At 41.7% G+C, this 20,649-nt stretch carries 18 protein-coding genes; 13 read left to right on the forward strand and 5 right to left on the reverse strand.

The features are described 5' to 3' along the window. Positions 1 to 38: 38 nt before the first annotated feature. Complete coding sequence (locus ACNOGP_RS12120) at positions 39 to 674, reverse strand: 3'-5' exonuclease (RefSeq protein ID WP_418212900.1); 636 nt, start codon at positions 672 to 674, stop codon at positions 39 to 41. 75 nt (positions 675 to 749) lie between these two features. On the opposite strand from ACNOGP_RS12120, the gene ACNOGP_RS12125 reads away from it, so the two are divergent. Further along, entirely contained in the window at positions 750 to 1,574 is an 825-nt protein-coding gene (locus ACNOGP_RS12125) for an AraC family transcriptional regulator (protein WP_418212901.1), read from the forward strand. 81 nt (positions 1,575 to 1,655) lie between these two features. Beyond that, positions 1,656 to 2,072: a pyridoxamine 5'-phosphate oxidase family protein gene (locus ACNOGP_RS12130; protein ID WP_143866387.1), complete on the forward strand. Its 417-nt coding sequence runs from the start codon at positions 1,656 to 1,658 to the stop codon at positions 2,070 to 2,072. A gap of 66 nt (positions 2,073 to 2,138) precedes the next feature. On the opposite strand, the gene ACNOGP_RS12135 is transcribed toward ACNOGP_RS12130, so the two are convergent. Both ACNOGP_RS12135 and ACNOGP_RS12140 read right to left on the reverse strand, forming a co-directional pair. Next, positions 2,139 to 2,414 (reverse strand): putative quinol monooxygenase, encoded by a 276-nt coding sequence (locus ACNOGP_RS12135; RefSeq protein WP_004297114.1) that lies wholly within the window; start codon positions 2,412 to 2,414, stop codon positions 2,139 to 2,141. Between the two features lie 106 nt (positions 2,415 to 2,520). Continuing rightward, on the reverse strand, positions 2,521 to 2,958 hold the full coding sequence (locus tag ACNOGP_RS12140) for a hypothetical protein (RefSeq protein WP_418212902.1): 438 nt from the start codon (positions 2,956 to 2,958) through the stop codon (positions 2,521 to 2,523). 533 nt (positions 2,959 to 3,491) lie between these two features. Between ACNOGP_RS12140 and ACNOGP_RS12145 the strand changes: the two genes are divergently transcribed. The 6 genes from ACNOGP_RS12145 to ACNOGP_RS12170 all read left to right on the forward strand — a co-directional run bounded on the left by ACNOGP_RS12145 (position 3,492) and on the right by ACNOGP_RS12170 (position 12,195). Beyond that, positions 3,492 to 4,109, forward strand: a complete 618-nt coding sequence (locus ACNOGP_RS12145; protein ID WP_186968372.1) for a DNA-binding protein — start codon at positions 3,492 to 3,494, stop codon at positions 4,107 to 4,109. Between the two features lie 81 nt (positions 4,110 to 4,190). Then, positions 4,191 to 5,903, forward strand: a complete 1,713-nt coding sequence (locus ACNOGP_RS12150) for an ATP-binding protein (RefSeq protein ID WP_418212903.1) — start codon at positions 4,191 to 4,193, stop codon at positions 5,901 to 5,903. A gap of 153 nt (positions 5,904 to 6,056) precedes the next feature. Further along, positions 6,057 to 6,596, forward strand: coding sequence for a flavodoxin family protein (locus tag ACNOGP_RS12155; RefSeq protein WP_143866373.1), 540 nt, complete (start codon positions 6,057 to 6,059; stop codon positions 6,594 to 6,596). Positions 6,597 to 6,713: 117 nt separating this feature from the next. Further along, on the forward strand, positions 6,714 to 7,517 hold the full coding sequence (locus tag ACNOGP_RS12160; protein ID WP_418212904.1) for an MBL fold metallo-hydrolase: 804 nt from the start codon (positions 6,714 to 6,716) through the stop codon (positions 7,515 to 7,517). A 37-nt stretch (positions 7,518 to 7,554) separates the two neighbouring features. Further along, positions 7,555 to 10,860 carry a S41 family peptidase gene (locus ACNOGP_RS12165; protein WP_418212905.1) on the forward strand — a complete coding sequence of 1,102 codons (3,306 nt, stop codon included), beginning with the start codon at positions 7,555 to 7,557 and terminating at the stop codon, positions 10,858 to 10,860. Positions 10,861 to 10,980: 120 nt separating this feature from the next. Further along, positions 10,981 to 12,195 (forward strand): IS256 family transposase, encoded by a 1,215-nt coding sequence (locus ACNOGP_RS12170; protein WP_121765586.1) that lies wholly within the window; start codon positions 10,981 to 10,983, stop codon positions 12,193 to 12,195. 152 nt (positions 12,196 to 12,347) lie between these two features. On the opposite strand, the gene ACNOGP_RS12175 is transcribed toward ACNOGP_RS12170, so the two are convergent. Both ACNOGP_RS12175 and ACNOGP_RS12180 read right to left on the reverse strand, forming a co-directional pair. After that, a complete protein-coding gene (locus tag ACNOGP_RS12175; RefSeq protein ID WP_186968366.1) occupies positions 12,348 to 12,812 on the reverse strand; it encodes a hypothetical protein in 465 nt (154 codons plus the stop codon). 213 nt (positions 12,813 to 13,025) lie between these two features. Then, complete coding sequence (locus ACNOGP_RS12180; RefSeq protein ID WP_418212906.1) at positions 13,026 to 14,783, reverse strand: 1-deoxy-D-xylulose-5-phosphate synthase; 1,758 nt, start codon at positions 14,781 to 14,783, stop codon at positions 13,026 to 13,028. A 318-nt stretch (positions 14,784 to 15,101) separates the two neighbouring features. Between ACNOGP_RS12180 and ACNOGP_RS12185 the strand changes: the two genes are divergently transcribed. The 5 genes from ACNOGP_RS12185 to ACNOGP_RS12205 all read left to right on the forward strand — a co-directional run bounded on the left by ACNOGP_RS12185 (position 15,102) and on the right by ACNOGP_RS12205 (position 20,640). Further along, complete coding sequence (locus tag ACNOGP_RS12185; RefSeq protein ID WP_418212907.1) at positions 15,102 to 16,235, forward strand: OmpA family protein; 1,134 nt, start codon at positions 15,102 to 15,104, stop codon at positions 16,233 to 16,235. A gap of 202 nt (positions 16,236 to 16,437) precedes the next feature. Further along, positions 16,438 to 17,511, forward strand: coding sequence for an STM4015 family protein (locus tag ACNOGP_RS12190; RefSeq protein ID WP_009000011.1), 1,074 nt, complete (start codon positions 16,438 to 16,440; stop codon positions 17,509 to 17,511). Positions 17,512 to 17,514: 3 nt separating this feature from the next. Next, the gene (locus ACNOGP_RS12195) at positions 17,515 to 18,525 is read left to right on the forward strand and encodes an STM4014 family protein (protein ID WP_418212908.1); all 1,011 of its coding nucleotides are present in this window, start codon (positions 17,515 to 17,517) and stop codon (positions 18,523 to 18,525) included. Continuing rightward, positions 18,512 to 19,366: an STM4013/SEN3800 family hydrolase gene (locus tag ACNOGP_RS12200; protein ID WP_418212909.1), complete on the forward strand. Its 855-nt coding sequence runs from the start codon at positions 18,512 to 18,514 to the stop codon at positions 19,364 to 19,366. Before ACNOGP_RS12195 ends, ACNOGP_RS12200 begins: the two co-directional genes overlap by 14 nt. After that, entirely contained in the window at positions 19,363 to 20,640 is a 1,278-nt protein-coding gene (locus ACNOGP_RS12205; protein WP_418212910.1) for an STM4012 family radical SAM protein, read from the forward strand. The genes ACNOGP_RS12200 and ACNOGP_RS12205 overlap by 4 nt, the downstream gene beginning before the upstream one ends. The last annotated feature ends 9 nt before the right edge of the window (positions 20,641 to 20,649 follow it).

Below are 20,649 nucleotides of genomic sequence, written 5' to 3' on the forward strand. Positions count from 1 at the left end.
ATAACAAAAATTTGCCCATTCAAAAAAAAGAAAGAGACTTACCTGTCATCGGGTAGGTCTCTCGTTTTCCTCCTACTCGATTTTGTTTTTTTTATCGGTTGGGGAATGAGTGGAGCGAATAAATCTCCAACATATGTATCTTTATCGGGGTTCTTCACTTTTTTTGCTTTTTTCGGTTCGGGAATGATAAGCAAAGCTATTTGTGCGCAAGCTTCAGCATCTGCCAATGCATGGTGATGGTTGGTCAGGTCATATCCGCACCGGGCGGCTACTGTGTGTAATTGATGATTCGGGAGTTCTTTTCCAAACACTTTTCTTGAGGCGCGGCAGGTGCAATAGAATTTATATGGAGGATAAGTCATTCCATATAGTTCATGAACCGCACGGAGGCAACCCTCATCAAAAGGACTGTTGTGAGCTACAAGTGGCAGACCGTCTATCAGCGGTTTGATTTCCGCCCATACTTCTGGAAAATCATCCGCTTCTATCGTGTCATCGTACGTGAGTCCGTGGACAGCTGTCGTCCATTGGGTATAGTAGTTGGGGGCAGGACGAATCAAACGATAGATTTTGTTTATAATCTTTCCTTCCTTTACAATGACAACACCAACACTGCATACGCTGGTACGTTTGCCGTTGGCTGTTTCAAAGTCGATAGCTGCAAAATTCCTCATTTATTTTTTTTATTTTGAGATACAAATGTATGAATTAGAATTTATTCTCTCTATATTTGTTTGCAAAATATATCCATGTATACAGAATATCAGCCTTCTCATTTATTTGTTCCCTATATTGATAACTATTGGGAGTTTAAGGGTAATCCGGATTATGGTATGCGCATCCATATTCTGCCGGATGGTTGTACCGATTTTATATTTACGCTGGGAGAGGTGGCTAATGCTGTTGAAGAAGGAAGTCTGATGATGCAACCCTATCGTTCCTATTTTGTAGGACCTATGACAAAATATTCGGAACTCGTCACTTATGCAGAATCGGTTCATATGTTTGGCGTTCGTTTTTTACCTTGCGGGCTCTCTTGTTTTACAAACCTGCCTCTGCATGAGTTTGTGAATAGTAGAATCAATGCCAATGAGATGAAGGCTGTTTTTGATGATACTTTTATTGAAAGATTGTGTGAGCAGAAGCATATTGCAGATCGAATACGAGTAGTGGAGGAATATTTGCTGGCATATTTGGCTCGCCATTATCAGCCTGCCGATTCGCACGTCGCTATGGCAGTGAACATGATTAATCATTCCGGAGGAAAACGTTCAGTTCGCAGCTTGATGGATGACGTCTGTTTGTGTCAGCGTCATTTTGAGAGAAAGTTCAAGCATTATACCGGATTTACTCCTAAAGAATACAGCCGTATTGTCAAATTTAAGAATGCTGTGGAATTATTGAGAACCACAACATCAGCCAATCTGTTAACTACGGCAGTCGATGCAGGATATTATGATTTAGCGCATTTTTCAAAAGAGATTAAGTCGATGTCCGGCAATACTCCTGCGTCTTTTCTTTCCCTTGCCGTTCCGGAAGAAAATACACTTACTTATATCGAACCACAAAGATAGATAGGTAAAAGTCGCTTTTTTACAATAGAATGGGAAGATATGCCGTTACCTTTGCAGGATTAATAAAAAAACAATCAGCTTATGACCACAAAAACAATGAAAGAGAAAGCAACAGAATTGTTGCAGAGATGTGAAGTAGTTACCCTTGCTTCTGTGAATAAAGAAGGTTATCCCCGCCCTGTACCGATGAGCAAAATCCTGGCAGAAGGAATTTCCACTATCTGGATGTCTACCGGAGCAGATTCATTAAAAACAATTGATTTCTTATCGAATCCGAAAGCAGGATTATGCTTTCAGGATAAAGGAGACAGCGTGGCGTTAACGGGGACAGTGGAAGTTGTAACTGACGAAAAGATGAAGCAGGAACTTTGGCAGGACTGGTTTATCGATCATTTTCCCGGTGGCCCCACTGATCCCGGCTATGTCTTGTTGAAATTTGAATCGAATCACGCAACTTATTGGATTGAAGGAACATTCATCCATAAGAAACTCGACTAATTCTACTCGGAAAGATAAGGAATAGCGGATTTAACGAGGCTGTTCGAGAACAGCCTCGTAATTCATTTAGAATTCAAATTTTTCCAATTTCATTTCAGCCAATTTCTGAATGATACCTACATATTGAGCGAAATGAGGAGATTTTTCGTGTGCTGCCAATACTTCGGCATTCTGCCAAGTTTCGCAAATCATGAAAACGTCAGGACGCGTGCTGCTTTCGAAAGTATCATAAGCAATGCATCCTTCTTCTTTTAAAGAACAGGCAGTCAGTTCTTTTGCCGCTTTTATCGCTTCTTCGCGGTTGGATTCGTTTACACGAACAAAAACATTTAATCTGATCATAGTCTTTTTATTAAATAGTTAGAATTTACTTTATCACGTTCTTGTGAATAAATCACGGGCAAAGATAACATTTTTGTGTATTTCCTAATTGTTTGTTCTTTAAAATTTACGACTCTTTGTCTGACGCCAAAGACGATAATAACATATTCCAAGCCTTTATCCCCATGAGATAAGGAAATTCTTGTGTCTGAGTGATTCTGACATTAACTTCCGGCAGTACACAATTGCCGATTCGAATATTAAACAGATGCACAGTGAGACTGTCGTTTACTGTATTCTCCTTTAGTTGCCTTATGGTTTCTTCTCCGCCTATTTCTTCGGTTGTCAGTACTCCCGCTTCATGCCATGCTAATACACCTTGCGGAGAGACAGTGAATTCACTATCTTCATCTGATAGTTGAAAACAGGTTTTACTACCGTTCACTATGACAGATACAAGTTTTCCTTTATCAGTAATTTCCATAGGAAGCTCGAGCGTCTTATCTTTTCCCTGAAAGGTATATACAGGGTGTTTATTCGATTCAATAGCCCGTATTTCCGACATAACTTTCGCTGTTTTTATTTTCTCTCGATGTTCCCTTATACGTCCGTTACGAGATTTGCATCTGAAGAGTATCAGCAGACATAGAAATAAAATGAATATGAGTACAGAGACTAAGTAATCTTTGCATTTTTCTCGGAGTCTATTTAGAGAGGAAGAAGATTTTCTCATTGTTGTTGCTTTTAAATCACCCGATGCCGCAACACCAGATATGAAAGGCTTATTTCCTATAAGTCTCAACTGTTAGTTCAAGCAAAGATAAATAATATCTCTATTACTAACCATGTTTTTGCTTAAAACTTAATGGTTGTATCGCATAAAGTTATACCTTTGTATGCGATGAATTAATCGTCTGACTATAGTGTACTTTTCGTCTGACTGTAGTTTAATTTTCGTCTAACTATAGTCAGACGAAAAAGTAACTATAGTCAGACGATTAATTTTATGTATAGTTAGGACTAAATCCTCGTATTGAAGAGATTAAATGTTAGTCAAAAGGAGTATAAATACATAAACCTAATAAAACGAAGATACTTATGAGTGCAAAGTATGATTTATATGAGACACCGGACGTTCAGAATACAGGAGAACAACAACCTCTTCATGCCCGCATTGTCCCAAGCGGAACCTACTCGAAAAAAGAGTTTCTGGAACGTGTGTCTCACTCTTCCCAAACATTTAATTATAATGTGATAGATGCAGTGGTAGGAATTGTGATCGATGAACTTGCCGAAGCTTTATCAGAAGGATATGTTGTAGAACTTGGCGAACTCGGGCATTTCAGCATCTCTTTGAAATGTACGCATAAAGTAATGGCTAAACGGGAGATTCGTGCCGAATCAATCTGTTTTGATAACGTGCATTTGCGTACTTCCAAAGAGTTCAAAAGGAAGATTAAGCGTGAGATAGAGTTGGAACGTGTGGACAAATCCAAACATTCTTCTCAAAAAGTGAAATTTTCTATGGAGCAACGCCAACAGCTTTTACAGGAATTTCTGAAGAAAAATGGTGGTATTACCCGATTGGAATATAGTCGCCTGACCGGACTTTCCCGGCTGAAAGCAATAGATGATTTGAATACTTTCATTGAGAAAGGGATTCTTCGTAAACGTGGAGCTGGAAGAACCGTGTTTTATGTTTGGCAACAAGAGTAATGACAATCAATTCAAAGATTTCTTCTTGTTATTGCTAACAATTTTGTACCTTTGTTTGTCTATAGAAAAAACAGTTTAATTATGGCAAGAATAACTATTCCTTATGCAGTAGCAGATTTCATAGATTTGCGTGAGCGTGGATACTATTATGTAGATAAGACAGAATACATATTCAGGCTTGAGGATTATAAGGCTCCCATATTTCTGCGCCCCCGTCGCTTTGGAAAAAGTTTATTAGTCTCGACTTTGGCTTGTTATTATGATCGTACCAAAGCGAATCGGTTTGACGAACTGTTTGGAGGAACTTGGATTGGTAATCATCCGACAAAAGAACATAACCGTTATATGATTATTCGCTACGATTTTTCAAAAATGGTGATGGCGGATACTATTGAAGGATTGGCTCAAAATTTTAATGATTTGAACTGTGGTCCGGTAGATGTGATGGTGGAGCATAACAGAGATTTGTTCGGTGACTTTCGGTTTACCACTCGGGGAGACGCTTCTAAAATGTTGGAAGAAGTACTAAGTTATGCCCGTTCTCATGAATTCCCCAAAGTTTATATATTGATTGATGAATATGATAACTTCACTAATCAACTGCTTACAGCTTACAATGACCCGCTTTATGAAAAAGTGACCACGAATGATAGTTTTTTGCGCACTTTCTTCAAGGTGATAAAAGCTGGTATTGGTGAAGGTAGTATCCGTACTTGTTTTTGTACAGGTGTGTTACCCGTCACTATGGATGATTTGACCAGTGGATATAATATTGCAGAGATATTGACTCTTGAGCCTAATTTCCTGAATATGCTTGGGTTTACATACGAAGAAACTGAAACATATCTACGTTATGTGCTTGATAAGTATTCTACGGGACAGGATCGCTTTGACGAAATATGGCAACTAATAGTGAGCAACTATGATGGTTATCGTTTCCGTCCGAATGGAGATCGGTTATTCAATGCCACTATCCTTACTTACTTCTTCAAGAAATTTGCAGCCAATGCCGGTAGTATTCCGGACGAATTGGTAGATGAAAATCTACGTACTGACATTCATTGGATTCGTCGGTTGACTCTTTCGCTGGATAATGCGAAAGCGATGTTGGATGCATTGGTAATTGACGATGAATTGCCTTATAATGTGGCTGATCTTGCCAGTAAGTTTAATAAGAAAAAGTTTTTTGATAAAGAGTTTTATCCCATTAGTTTGTTTTATTTGGGAATGACGACGTTGAAGGATAAATTTGTGACCACATTGCCTAATATGACGATGCGTAGTGTATACATGGACTACTATAATCAACTGAACAAAATAGAAGGCAATGCACAACGTTATGTTCCTGTGTATCGACACTATGATTCCAATCGAAGTCTGGAACCACTCGTTCAGAATTATTTCGAACAATATTTGGGACAATTCCCGGCACAAGTTTTTGATAAGATCAATGAAAACTTTATCCGGTGTTCTTTCTACGAACTGGTATCGCGTTATTTAAGTAGTTGTTATACCTTTGCCATCGAACAGAATAATTCAGCAGGCCGATCAGACTTTGAAATGACCGGTATTCCCGGTACGGATTATTATACGGATGATCGCGTGGTCGAATTTAAATATTATCGTATGAAAGAAGCTGAAAAGATGCTTGCACTTTCCGATCCTCTTCCCGAGCACGTGGAACAGGTGAAAAGATACGGTGAAGACACTAAGAAAAAGTTTCCTAATTATAATGTACGGACATATGTGGTGTACATTTGTGCTAATAAGGGATGGAAATGTTGGGAAGTATGAGACTTCGTTGTTTTGCGGTTACTCTGCTGATGTATATCTGTAATTCGGGTATCTTTCTCTGTAATTTGTCTACATTCGATATACTTTTATTTCTCTATTTTTGCAAAGTGAATCATTGATAAAAGGATTCGGAAAATATAAAATAGTAAAGTTATGGCTAAAAAGGTTCTGATACTTTCGTCCAGTCCACGCAGAGGTGGAAATTCGGACGTACTTTGTGATGAGTTTATGAAAGGTGCTCTTGAAGCAGGTAATGAAGTGGAAAAGATTTTTTTGAAAGATAAGACGGTACATCCTTGTACAGGGTGCAGTGTTTGCAGTATGTACGGAAAACCTTGTCCGCAGAAAGACGATGCGGCTGAGATTGTGGAGAAGATGATTGCCGCCGATGTCATCGTAATGGCAACACCGGTTTATTTTTATACTATGTGCGGACAAATGAAGATAATGATCGATCGCTGCTGCGCACGGTATACGGAAATAAGCAACAAGGAATTTTATTTTATCATTGCGGCGGCTGAAAACAGTAAAGCGATGATGGAACGCACTATTGACGGTTTTCGTGGGTTCCTCGACTGTCTGGAAGCACCACAGGAAAAAGGGGTTGTCTATGGGGTAGGCGCTTGGAAAGTAGGGGAGATTAAAGATACTCCACATATGAAGGAAGCCTACGAAATGGGAAAACGTATTTGACGAAAACCAATTATTTTAGTAGATAATAGTCTGGATTGTTTGTTCTGCTACGGAATTGTTATAATTTTGTGGCAGAACTTTTTGTCATGTGCAATATCTATCTAAAAGTACATTATTATGAATTATAAAATAACCACTCTGGTGGAGAATTGCGTTTATGGGCGCAAGCTACAGGCAGAGCATGGGCTTTCTCTTTATATTGAAACGGCAGAACATAAATTACTCTTTGATACAGGTGCGTCGGATTTATTCATTCGCAATGCCCGTCTGCTTCACATCGACTTGCGGGAAGTAGACTATCTGATACTCTCTCATGGGCATAGTGACCATACGGGAGGTTTGCGCCATTTTCTGGAATTGAATACCATTGCAACAGTTGTGTGCAAGCGTAGTATTTTCTCTCCTAAATTTAAGGATGATCGTGAAAATGGAATCAAGCATACCGAAACGTTCGACTTATCCCGTTTTCGCTTTATTGACCAACGGACGGAATTGCTTCCGGGAGTTGTCTTGTTTCCCTCGATAAAAATCGAAGATAAGGAAGATACTCATTTTGAACGGTTCTTTGTTCAACAAGATGACGGCAATAAGATTCCCGATACTTTTGAGGATGAACTGGCGGTGGCGCTGGTCGGCGATGAAAGTTTCTCTGTACTGAGTGCCTGTTCCCATCGAGGAATCACTAATATATTGCGAACGATACGGAACGCATTTCCCGGTCTCCCTTGTGAGCTGCTTTTGGGCGGCTTTCATATTCATAATGCGGAAGAGCAAAAATATCATATGATTTCAGATTATCTCCGACGGTATATGCCTCGTCAGATAGGAGTGTGCCATTGTACGGGAGTAGACAAGTACGCTTTTTTCTGTAAGGATTTTGGTGACAGGGTATTTTATAATCACACAGGAAGAGTTATTTAGAAGGACTGTTTTAGACATAAATATAGACTAATTAAATATGAAGAAACTTATCACTTGTTTATCGTTTGCGCTGGCCGCAGTATCCGTCGGCTATGCTGCTGTAACTCCTTTATGGATGCGCGACGCGCGTATTTCGCCCGATGGAAGCGAAATAGTCTTTTGCTATAAGGGCGATATCTACAAAGTATCCGCACAAGGAGGAACTGCCGTCCAATTAACAACACAAGCCTCTTATGAAGCCAATCCGGTCTGGTCGCCCGATGGAAAGCAGATTGCTTTTGCCAGCGACCGCAATGGGAATTTTGACCTTTTTATTATGTCTGCCGATGGAGGCGCTGCCCGGAGACTGACTTATCATTCTGCTTCGGAAATTCCCTCCACCTTTACACCGGATGGGAAGTATGTGCTTTTTTCCGCTTCCATTCAAGATCCGGCAACCAGTGCATTGTTTCCTACAAGTGCCATGACGGAACTGTATAGAGTGCCTGCCGAAGGGGGAAATACCGAACAAGTCTTGGGTACTCCTGCCGAATGGGTTTGTTTCGACAAGGCCGGGAGGAATTTCCTTTATCAGGACCGTAAAGGGTTTGAAGACGAATGGAGAAAGCACCATACGTCATCCATCACAAGAGATATCTGGCTGTACGATACTCAAACAGGAAAACATACCAATCTGACGAACCGCGACGGGGAAGACCGTAATCCGGTTTACGCTCCCGACGGGAAGTCTGTGTATTTTCTGAGCGAACGTAACGGAGGTTCATTCAACGTATATTCTTTCCCATTGAATGCTCCGCAGCAAGTGAAGCCTGTAACGACTTTCCGTACTCACCCGGTGCGTTTTCTTTCTGTCAGTGATAAGGGAACCTTGTGCTATGCATACGATGGGGAACTTTATACGCAACAGCCGAACTCCCGTCCGCAAAAGGTGAAAGTGGAACTTGTCCGTGATGATGACAAGGATATCGCATCATTCAGATTCTCACAGGGAGCTACTTCCGCCTGTATTTCTCCGGATGGCAAGCAGGTAGCGTTCATCGTTCGTGGCGATGTTTTCGTTACGTCAACTGATTATCCGACCACTAAGCAGATAACCAATACACCTGCCGGAGAGTCGGGTCTTTCATTTGCTCCGGACAATAGGACGTTGGTGTATGCCAGCGAACGGACGGGCAACTGGCAACTGTATATGGCAAAGATTACACGTAAAGAAGATCCTAATTTTCCCAATGCAACTCTTATTGAGGAAGAGGTGTTACTCCCCTCTAAAACAGTGGAACGCAGATATCCGCAATATTCTCTCGATGGGAAGGAGATTGCCTTTATCGAAGACCGCAACCGTCTGATGGTACTCAATCTGGAGACGAAGAAAGTACGTCAGGTGACGGATGGATCTACATGGTACAATACAGGGGGCGGGTTTGATTATGAATGGTCGCCGGACGGCAAATGGTTTACGTTGGAATTTATAGGAAACCGTCATGATCCGTATTCTGATATAGGTATTGTCAGTGCGCAAGGAGGAGCAATCACTAATCTGACAAATAGCGGTTATATGAGCGGTTCTCCGCGTTGGGTACTTGACGGGAACGCTGTTCTTTTCCAAACGGAACGCTACGGGATGCGTGCCCATGCTTCGTGGGGCTCACAACAGGATGTTATGTTGGTATTCCTGAACCAGGATGCATACGATCGTTATCGGTTGAGCAAGGAGGATTTCGAATTACTCAAAGAGTTTGAAAAGGAACAGAAGAAGGCGAAAGAGAAAGACGAGAAGAAAAAGGATGAAAAGAAAAAGGACGCCGGTAAAGATAAAAAGAAAGACGGAGATAAAGATGGAGACAACGGCAAGTCCGACAAAGATAAGGAAAGTAAAAAAGAGATTGTCGTAGAGTTGAAAGGTATTGAAGACCGCATTGTCCGCTTGACACCCAATTCTTCGGATTTAGGTAGCGCCATTGTCTCGAAAGACGGAGAGAACCTCTACTATTTTTCTGCTTTTGAAGGTGGTTATGACCTTTGGAAAATGAATCTTCGTGAAAAGGAGACAAAGCGTCTGCATAAGCTCAATACCGGTTGGGTTTCCTTATCTATGGATAAAGATGGAAATATATTCTTGTTGGGCAGTAGGAATATGCAGAAGATGGATGCAAAGTCGGATGCGTTGAAACCGATTAGTTATCAAGCGGAGATGAAGATGGATTTGGCTGCCGAACGGGAAGCTATGTTTGACCATGTATATAAGCAACAGCAGAAACGCTTCTATAACTTGAATATGCACGGAGTGAATTGGGATGAGATGAGTGCGGCTTACCGTAAGTTCCTTCCTCATATCGACAATAACTATGATTTTGCCGAATTGCTGAGTGAGTGGCTGGGCGAGTTGAATGTATCCCATACCGGAGGCCGTTATTTTGCCAACGGTAAGGGAGATGTTACTTCCAATTTGGGGCTTTTGTTCGATTGGGAATATCGGGGAAAAGGCATGAGAATTGCTGAAGTGATAGAGAAAGGTCCGTTTGATCATTCCCGTACCAAAGTAAAGGAAGGATGCATTATTGAGAAAATCAATGGACAGGAAATTTCTCAGGAAAATGATATTACTGTTTTGCTGAACAACAAAGCAGGCAAGAAAACATTGATTTCACTATACGATCCGCAGAGTAAAGAGCGTTGGGAAGAGGTGGTTATGCCTATTTCCGGCGGGCGTTTAAACGGACTGTTGTATAACCGTTGGGTAAGACAACGTGCTGCGGAAGTGGAAAAATGGTCGAACGGAAGATTGGGATATGTGCATATACAGTCTATGGGTGACGGAAGTTTCCGTACTGTCTATTCTGATATTCTGGGTAAATATAACAACTGTGAGGGGATTGTCATCGATACTCGTTTCAACGGTGGAGGCCGACTGCATGAAGATATTGAAATTTTGTTCAGCGGGCAGAAATATTTCACGCAGGTAGTACGTGGGCGTGAAGCTTGTGATATGCCGAGCCGTCGTTGGAATAAACCTTCCATTATGTTGCAATGTGAAGCGAATTACTCGAATGCGCACGGTACTCCTTGGGTATATAAACACCGGAACATCGGCAAGCTCGTCGGTATGCCTGTGCCGGGAACGATGACCAGTGTTTCTTGGGAGACTTTGCAGGATCCTTCATTGGTATTCGGTATTCCTATTGTCGGTTATCGTTTGGCTGACGGTAGCTATCTGGAAAATTCTCAGTTGGAGCCTGATATTAAGGTGGCTAATAGTCCGGAAACTGTTGTAAAAGGTGAGGATACACAATTGAAGGCAGCAGTTGACGAATTGTTGAAAGAGATTGATAGTAAAAAGAAATAGATAGATTTGCTATATAAAAGAATAAGGGGTGCGCCATAATTCATTATGACGAGGTTGTAAATTAAACTGTGTCAACAAAGGGAATGAATAAAATATTAACTTTGCAAACACAGTTTATTTATGAGCGAAGAATTTGATTTTGAAAGTATCAAGAACAAGGCCATCGAACAGCTAAAAGCCGGTAAGCCCTTGTTGGGAAAGGATGGAGCGTTTGCTCCCTTATTGGAGAGTATTTTAAATGCGGCCCTTGAAGGCGAGATGGATGCCCATCTCTCCGATGAAGAGCGTATGAGTGGCAATCGTCGTAACGGAAAGATGCGGAAGCAGGTACAGACTTCCATGGGTGAAGTGACCGTATCTACTCCGCGTGACCGCAATGCCACGTTTGAGCCTCAATTTATAAAGAAGCGTGAGACCATTCTTGCCGAGGGTGTTGCAGACCGCATCATCGGGCTTTATGCTTTGGGAAACAGCACACGTGAGATAAGCGACTGGATGGAAGAGAATCTGGGTAACCGTGTATCTGCCGAGACAATCAGTTCCATCACCGACCGTGTACTTCCGGAGATAAAGGCATGGCGTTCCCGGAGTCTGGACCCGGTTTATCCGATAGTCTGGCTCGACGCCATTCATTACAAGGTAATGGATGACAGAGGTTGTGCCGTCAGCCGTGCGATCTACAATGTCCTGGCTATAGACAAGGAAGGACGTAAGGACTTACTTGGCATGTATATCTCTAAAAATGAGGGCGCAAACTTCTGGCTGAATGTGTTGACCGATTTACAGAACCGTGGCGTGCGTGACATCCTCATAGCTTGTGTCGACGGTTTGAAAGGCTTCCCCGATGCCATCCAAAGCGTGTTCCCCAATACCGTCGTCCAACTCTGTATCGTCCATCAGATACGCAATTCCGTCAAGTATGTCGGCAGCAAACATCAAAAAGAGTTCATGAAAGACCTGAGACGTGTCTATGGCGCTGTAAGCAAGGAAGCCGCGGAAACAGAGCTTCTTAATCTGGATGAGAAATGGGGTGAGAAATATCCGATTGTCATCAGGTCATGGCAGGACAACTGGGAAAGGCTTGCTGAATACTTCCAGTTTACACCGGATATACGCCGCATGATATATACCACCAATACTGTCGAGGGCTATCATCGCCAAGTACGGAAAGTTACAAAAAACAAGGGCGTATTCCCTAATGATACCGCCCTTGAGAAGCTTGTCTACCTCGCTTACCGCAACATACGCAAGAAATGGACCATGCCCATTGCTAATTGGGCGGCCATCGCTGGGCAATTAGCGATAAAGTTTGGAGATAGATTTAAATTATTGTAATTTTACGCTCGTCGGGACGGGTGGTCCCGCCCCTTGGCGCTGGCCGCTCCCCGACCGATGAGTTTGAAAGGAAAATAGAGCATGACACAGTTTATTTTACGCCCCCCATTATGACACATCCCTTATTCTTTTATATAGTTAATGGTTCCGGTTTATTCTTCTTCATTCTCTTCTTTATTTTTCTTTCCCAGTCCTAAAAGGCCGAAAATGAAATCTTTCAGATAGCTTATTATGCCGATGACCACTAAAGCGGCAAATCCATAGAAAAGAATACTGCCACCCCATTTGTCCCAAAATGTAGGAGTGGGGATAAGGCTGCTCAGTTCTTCCACATTCAAGTCTTTTTTAATGACTTCTGCGTATTCGTCTGAAATTTCATAATAAGTGTCGGGCTTCGATTCTGAGAAGAGTACTAAAGTACGTTTTCCGTCTTCTTCGATGTACCCTAAATCCAAATGAGCACCTTCATCTGTTTTGTAATAAGAACTATCCGGAAGAGCGGCAACTTTCGGGATACTGTTGTCTACCGGAATTCTGATTTTCATACGTGCTTCGGCATTGCTCACGAAAAGTCCGGCAATGACAGTCAGGATAAATAGAATTTTTTTCATAATCATAAAATATAAAGATTTAATAATGTGTAGTTGTTAGTCGCAATCACAATTAATCTGTTTTTGTGCTCCAAAGATAAATGAAAAATACGAAAACCAAACAATTGTTTGGTTTTTTATTTGATTGAATAGTTGAAAAATAAGAATAGGTTGATGTATACTGTCTGTTATGACAATTACATCAACCTATAAGAGTATATAGTGAATTGGTAGTATGCTTTATCCGATAAGTGCAGTGATATCTTCTACAATCTGTTCATCCGTCAGGTGATTGGCACGAAGAAATTCCTGTAGATCATAACGGTCTACAAATTCTTTTTTGGCTCCGTAATTGAGAACTTTCATGTCGGAAGTACCATAATAGCGGCTAATCTTTTCGCCGAATCCACCATCCAAGACACCATCTTCTAACGTGATTACTAATTCATGGTCGGCTTTCAGCTCATTCATGAGCTCGCTGTCTATTCCGGTGATGTAACGCGGATTGATGAGTGTCGCGTCAATATTTTCTTTTTCTTTCAGGAGTGATGCGACCGACTGTCCTAATCCATAGAATGAGCCTAAAGCTACAATTGCCACTTTCGAACCGCGATGAGTGACTTTATAGCGATTGAGAATGCTGTAATCGGAGTCCACCGGCTCTCCGCAACTAATAACCTCGGTAGCCGGAACACGGATGGCAACCGGGTGTTCATTTTGACGGATGCTCCATTCTAACATGGCAATATATTCTTCTTTGCAAGTCGGTGCCAGATAAACCATATTGGGAATATTGCTGATGACCGGAATATCGAAGAAACAGAGATGTGTCACATCATTCATTCCGGATAATGTACCCCAGAATACGAGCAGGACAGCCGGATTATTGTTGATGCAGAGGTCTTGTGAAAGTTGGTCGTAAGAGCGTTGGATAAATGTACTGTAAACTCCATAAACCGGTTTTCCACCGTTGGCTGCAATACCCGAAGCAAGTGCTACCGCGTGTTCTTCAGCAATACCTACATCTACGAATTGTTTGCCTGCTTCTTGCCGACGGTCCGGAGTAAAGCCCAGAACGGCGGGAGTGCCCGAAGTAATTGTTACTACACGCGGGTCTTCTTTCATCTTTTGCAGCAGGAATTGGGCGGTTACTTCGCTATAATCTTCTTCTTCGTCGTTAACTTTGGCTTCTCCGGTCTCCGGATTGAATGGAGTACGCCAATGATAAGTCTCTTTATCTTGCTCGGCACGTGCATAGCCTTTACCTTTGAGAGTATTGATGTGTACTACTATCGGATGTTGGATATCTTTTATTTTAGAGAAAGCTTCGATTAATGCCTGTACATTGTTGCCATCATTTACATACATATAATCCAGTCCCATAGCTTTGAAGAAGTTACACTCACATTGACCGTTGCTGTCACGTAATTCTTTTAGATTTTTGTATAATCCGCCATGATTCTCGGCAATAGACATTTGGTTGTCATTGACGATGATAATCATGTTGGTACCCAGCTCTGCCACATAGTCCAACCCTTCGAATGCTTCACCGCCACTTAAAGAACCGTCTCCTATGACAGCTATGATATTTTCATTACCGCCTGTAAGGTCACGTCCTTTTGCCAGTCCGCTGGCCAGGCTGACGGAAGTAGAGGTATGACCGATGATAAAGAAATCGTGCTCACTTTCTTGCGGTTCGGTATACCCTGATACATTGTCGTATTTGGCCGGATTGAGGAAAGCGTCTTTACGGCCGGTCAACATCTTGTGTACATAACTCTGGTGCGATACGTCAAATACAATTTTGTCTTTGGGCGAGTTGAATACATAGTGTAGGGCAATTGTCGCTTCTACCATTCCGAAGTTGGGGCCGAAATGTCCGCCATGTTCACTTAGCTTTTGCAGAAGTGCGGCACGGATTTCACCGCTTAATTTATTAAGCTCTTCAATCGATAGCTTTTTTACATCTTCAGGCGAATAAATATTTTCTAAATACATACCAAACAGTTTTTATAAATAATCTTTTTACTTATTGCTTTATGACATTGCAAAGATACGGCAGAATTTGTGATTTACTTGTATATGAATTACGGATTAACTTACCCCTATTACTGTTCTTTTTCATAGGAAGAGTGTCTGTCTTTATCTTTCTAAAAAGATAATAGATGTTAATTAGGCTTTTGCCTTGTGAACTAATATTTGATACAATATGTTGTTTGAAGTAAATAAAGAACTTAATTATGAACTAAAAAATTAGACATGGCTAAACCAAGCATATCTAATGATTTAGCAGGTAAAACATAATATTTTAAACTTATGATTATGAGAAAATCTATTATTCTATTAGCTTTTGTATTGGGTGGATTTACAGCAAATGCCCAATCTGTCGTAGAAGGTACAAAATTAACGGACAACTGGTCTGTAGAACTAAAAGCGGGTGCGGTAACTCCTCTCACCCATAGTGCTTTTTTTAAAGGGATGCGTCCCGCGTTCGGAGTTGGAATATCGAAACAGTTAACTCCCATTTTCGGATTAGGATTTCAGGGTATGGGATATGTTAACACGACCCAAAGTAAAACAGCTTTTGATGCTTCGGATGTCAGTTTATTAGGTAAGGTGAACTTGATGAATCTGTTTGCTGGTTATAACGGTACTCCTCGTCTCTTTGAAGTGGAAGCGGTAGCCGGAATGGGTTGGTTACACTATTACGCAAGTGGTGATGGAGACGAAAACTCTTGGTCTACCCGCTTCGGATTGAACCTGAATTTTAATTTAGGTGAAAGTAAAGCATGGACAGTGGGGCTTAAACCAGCCATCGTATATGATATGCAAGGTGGCTTCCCGGAGTCAAAGAGCCGTTTCAATGCCAACAACGCAGCGTTTGAGTTGACAGCCGGATTGACATACCACTTTAAGACAAGTAACGGAACACATCATTTTGCGAAAGTGAAAGTGTACAATCAAGCGGAAATTGATGGTCTGAACTCTTCAATCAATGCGCTTCGTTCGGAAGTGAATAGCAAAGACGGTGAAATCAACAATGCTACCCAGCGTATCAACGGATTGCAAGAAGAACTTGAGGCATGCCGCACAAAGGTTGTTCCGGTTGAGACTGTGGTACAAACCGCTCGCGTACCTGAGTCTATCATTACTTTCAGACAAGGCAGGTCATCTGTTGACGCATCACAGCTTCCTAATGTAGAACGTGTAGCGTCTTATATGAAGAAGCACGCTGATTCTAAAGTGGTTATTAAGGGATACGCTTCTCCGGAAGGTAGTGTTGAAGTGAATGCCAGAATTGCCGCAGCACGTGCAGAAGCTGTAAAAACGATCCTGGTCAACAAGTATAAAATCAGTGCATCTCGTATCACTGCTGAAGGTCAGGGTGTAGGCGATATGTTTACTGAACCGGATTGGAACCGTGTAAGTATATGTACTATTGAAGATTAAACTGATATATTACAGAAATAGAATAATGAAGGCTGCCCCAAAAAGGCAGCCTTTGTTGCATATCTTGGGTTGTATTTTTGAAAACTCTGAAAGTTTAGTAGACAGATTTCTTTGTACATTACATAAAATGGTTATTTTTGCAGGTATTGTTCATGCGCATTCTGTGTTGAGTGTGCAAATATCAACCATTAAAAACTGTATTATGAAGAGAGTATTCGTTTTTCAAGATTTTAAATCGCAGAAATTCTGGAGTATAGATGTAGTCGGAACAGATGTTACTGTAAATTATGGTAAGTTGGGAACCGACGGACAAACACAAGTGAAAAACTACGCAACGACTGAAGAGGCTGAAAAAGCAGCCGGCAAACTGATTGCGGAAAAGACCAAAAAAGGGTATGTGGAAACTACTGAAGAAACCGCACGTGAAATGAAAGTGGAAGCCAAGAAATATACTTTGAGTTACGATGAGTATGAAAACAATGTGAATCTTCTGGATAAGATATTGAAAGATAAACATCTCTCTGAATATAAACAAATAACAATCGGTTGTTGGGATTATGAGGGTGGCGACTGTTCTGCCTTATTACAGGGAATGATTGAAAATAAGGAGAAGTTCGCACAAATAGAAGGCTTGTTCTGGGGAGATATTGAGCAGGAAGAACAGGAGATTTCATGGATTGAACAAGCTGATATTAGTCCGCTGCTCGATGCCATGCCTAAATTGAAGGATCTGAAAATCAAAGGAACCAATAATCTGCGTTTGGGAAAGACTTCACGGCCGGAGTTGCGGTCACTGGAAATTATCAGTGGTGGCCTGCCTACTGAAGTGGTAGAAGATATTCTTGGTTCTGATTTCCCCAATCTGGAAAAACTGATTCTATATGTTGGTGTGGAAGATTATGGATTTGAAGCTGATATTGAGATATTCCGTCCGTTGTTCTCCAAAGAACGTTTCCCGAAGCTGACTTATCTGGGGATCGTCAATTCTGAAGAACAGGACAAGATTGTAGAAATGTTCCTGGAGTCGGATATTCTTCCCCAACTTGAAACAATGGATGTTTCGGCCGGTACTCTCAAAGATGAAGGTGCCCAATTATTGCTGGATAATATGGATAAGATCGCTCATTTGAAGTTTATCAATATGCGCTACAATTATTTGAGCAAGGATATGAAGAAACAGCTGCAGAATCTTCCTATGAAAATAGATATTGCTGAAACTGAAGAGGTGGATGAATATGATGGTGAATTGTGGTATTACCCGATGATTACAGAATAGGAGATGCAGATAATCGTTGTCAGCAACTCTCTGTCCAAACGTATAGAATACTTTATTGAAGCAGGCAAACACTTGCAGACGGAAGTTCGTTTTATGACTTACGGGGAACTTTTTAACTGCTTGCCGCAATTACGGCAGGCAGTTATCAAACTGGAACCTTGTGTAAGCGATGAAACGGATTTCCAGAAATATGCGCTGTTGAATCAGGCATATAAGGAAACACTGCAACGTTTGGGCGAGATGAGGCTATCTGATGACGTGTCCTTTTTGAATACTCCCCATGCTTTGTTACGTGCTCTTGATAAAAAGGAGACTAAACAAGTGCTGATGGACAGAGGTTTGAAAGTGACTCCGATGTTACCTTCTCCCCATTCTTTTGATGAGTTGAGAGAGCTTCTTGCCGGTTGCGGTAGAGGATGCTTTTTGAAACCCCGTTACGGTTCGGGGGCGGGAGGCATTATGGCTGTTCGCTATCAACCCAACCGGAATAAATGGGTAGTCTATACTACCTTGCAACAAGTGGATGGAGTCATTCATAACACCAAACGTATCCACCGTTTGAGTACGGAAAAAGAGATGATCCCGTTGGCGGAAGCGGTGATGCAAACAGAAGCTATTTTAGAAGAATGGATTCCTAAAGAGCAGTTGCAGGGAGAGAATTATGATCTCCGGGTAGTGTGCCGGGAATCTGAAATTGATTATATCGTTGTGAGATGTAGTAAAGGAAGCATAACCAATCTGCATCTGAACAATAAGGCACATTGGTGGAACGAGTTGTCTTTGCCGGAAGTAGTGCGGCAACAAATCTATTTTCAGTGTCAGGAAGCGGTCCAATCCTTGGATTTGCAGTATGCCGGAGTGGATGTCCTGATGGAGAGAGGAACAGATATACCTTATATAATAGAAGTCAACGGACAGGGAGATCATGTGTATCAGGATATGTTTGCTCATAATTCTATTTATATTCAACAGATAAAAAACATAAAAAAGAGATATAACCATGCAAATAGATGAACTGCCGGCTGGCGAACAGACCCAAAATCCGGATCTGGATATGAATCAGGTGGTGGGTACTCATGATATATTGATGCTTTGCTTTGATACCTTGCGTTATGATGTCAGCAAGGAGGAAGAAGCGGCAGGAAGAACACCGGTACTGAACAGTCACGGAGGAGAATGGGAAAAAAGACATGCGCCGGGAAATTTTACTTACCCGTCTCATTTTGCCATCTTTGCAGGATTTCTGCCTTCTCCGGCGGAACCTCATTCGCTACGCAGCCGTAAGTGGTTGTTTTTCCCTGTGCAAGCTGGTACGGGACGTATTCCGCCTGCGGGAAGTTATCCGTTTACGGAAGCAACTTTTGTGCAAAGCCTTGCCAATGTAGGTTATGAAACGATTTGTATAGGAGGGGTGAACTTCTTCAGCAAGCGTAATGAACTGGGGCGTGTGTTTCCCGGTTACTTTACTAAAAGTTATTGGCTGCCGACCTTTGGATGCACGGCACCCGATAGTACTGAAAAACAAATTGATTTTGCATTGAAGAAACTCGAAAACTATCTGGAGGACAAACGGATTTTTATGTATATCAATTTTTCTGCTATTCATTATCCGAACTGCCATTATGTGGAAGGCAAAATGAAGGATGATAAGGAATCACACGCTGCCGCGCTGCAATATGTCGACAGTCAGCTACCCCGTTTATTTCAGGCCTTTCAGAAACGGGGAAATACACTGGTGATTGCTCTTTCCGATCATGGCACTTGCTATGGAGAGGATGGATATGAGTATCATTGCATATCTCACGAAACGGTTTACACAGTCCCTTACAAACACTTTATTTTAACGAAAAAATGAATCAACCGCTACCACGATATGTAGACTATATGTATAGTTATCCACATAAAACTGCTTATCGTTCTTTTCCGTCCCCGGTTTCGCTGGTTCCTTACCTGAAACAGGTGGAAGGACAGAAAGCATCGCTTTATTTCCATATTCCTTTTTGTAGTCATAAATGTGGATATTGCAACCTGTTTTCTCTGCAAACAAATCGTGCGGATTATATCGCAACTTATTTGGAAACTCTTCACAAGCAGGTGCAACAGTTGTCTCCACTCACTACCGGACTGGCATTTGATAGTTTCGCCATTGGAGGAGGCACACCGTTGCTCCTCACTGTTCCTCAACTGGAATACCTATTGGATACGGCTGCCTTATTCAGAGTGCATCCTTCACATACCTTTACTTCCGTAGAAACATCGCCGGAATATGCCGATCCTGCCCGTTTGGACTTGTTGAAGCAAGCAGGAGTAGCTCGTGTGAGTATTGGCGTACAGAGTTTCCTTGACGAAGAATTAACAGCTTTGAAAAGACGTCCCCGGCAAGACATGATTAATCAGGCGCTGGAGGCTATCCGGAAGAGGCAATTCCCATTTTTTAATATTGATTTGATTTACGGAATCAAAGGACAAACTGTAGCCAGTTTTCTTTATTCATTGGAACAGGCTCTTCTGTTTCAGCCTAACGAACTCTTTATCTATCCGCTATATGTACGACCGGGAACGGCTATCACGGAGCGGGAATCCGACGATGTCTGTTTTCAGATGTATTGTGCCGCTTGTGATTTGTTGAAAGACAGAGGTTTTCTACAAACTTCGATGCGACGTTTTATTCATCATCCGTCTACTGATGCGGAAATCTCATGTGGGGATGAAGTGATGCTGTCGTGTGGCTCCGGGGGACGCAGTTACCTGGGTAATTTGCATTATGCCACCCGGTATACTGTTTGCCAGCGTTGTATTGCCGGAGAGATAGATGATTATATGGGCACTACTGATTTTACAGTGGCTCGTAATGGATTTATTCTTTCGCAGGAAGAACAGCGACAACGTTTCATCATTAAAAATCTGATGTATTATATGGGGCTTGATAAGGCCGAATATAAGCGTCGCTTTGGAGAATCACCGGATAATGTGCCGTTGTTCCGACAGTTAGCTGAACGGCAATGGATAGAAGATACGGATAACGGTCGTGTTTGTCTGACTTCCGAAGGAATGGCATACTCCGATTATATTGGTCAGTTGTTTATTACTCCTGAAATAAGAGAACTGATGGAAACTTATTCTTATTGAACGAAATAG

The sequence above is a fragment of the Bacteroides difficilis genome (assembly GCF_048319815.1).
GTDB classification, from domain to species: domain Bacteria; phylum Bacteroidota; class Bacteroidia; order Bacteroidales; family Bacteroidaceae; genus Bacteroides; species Bacteroides zhangwenhongii.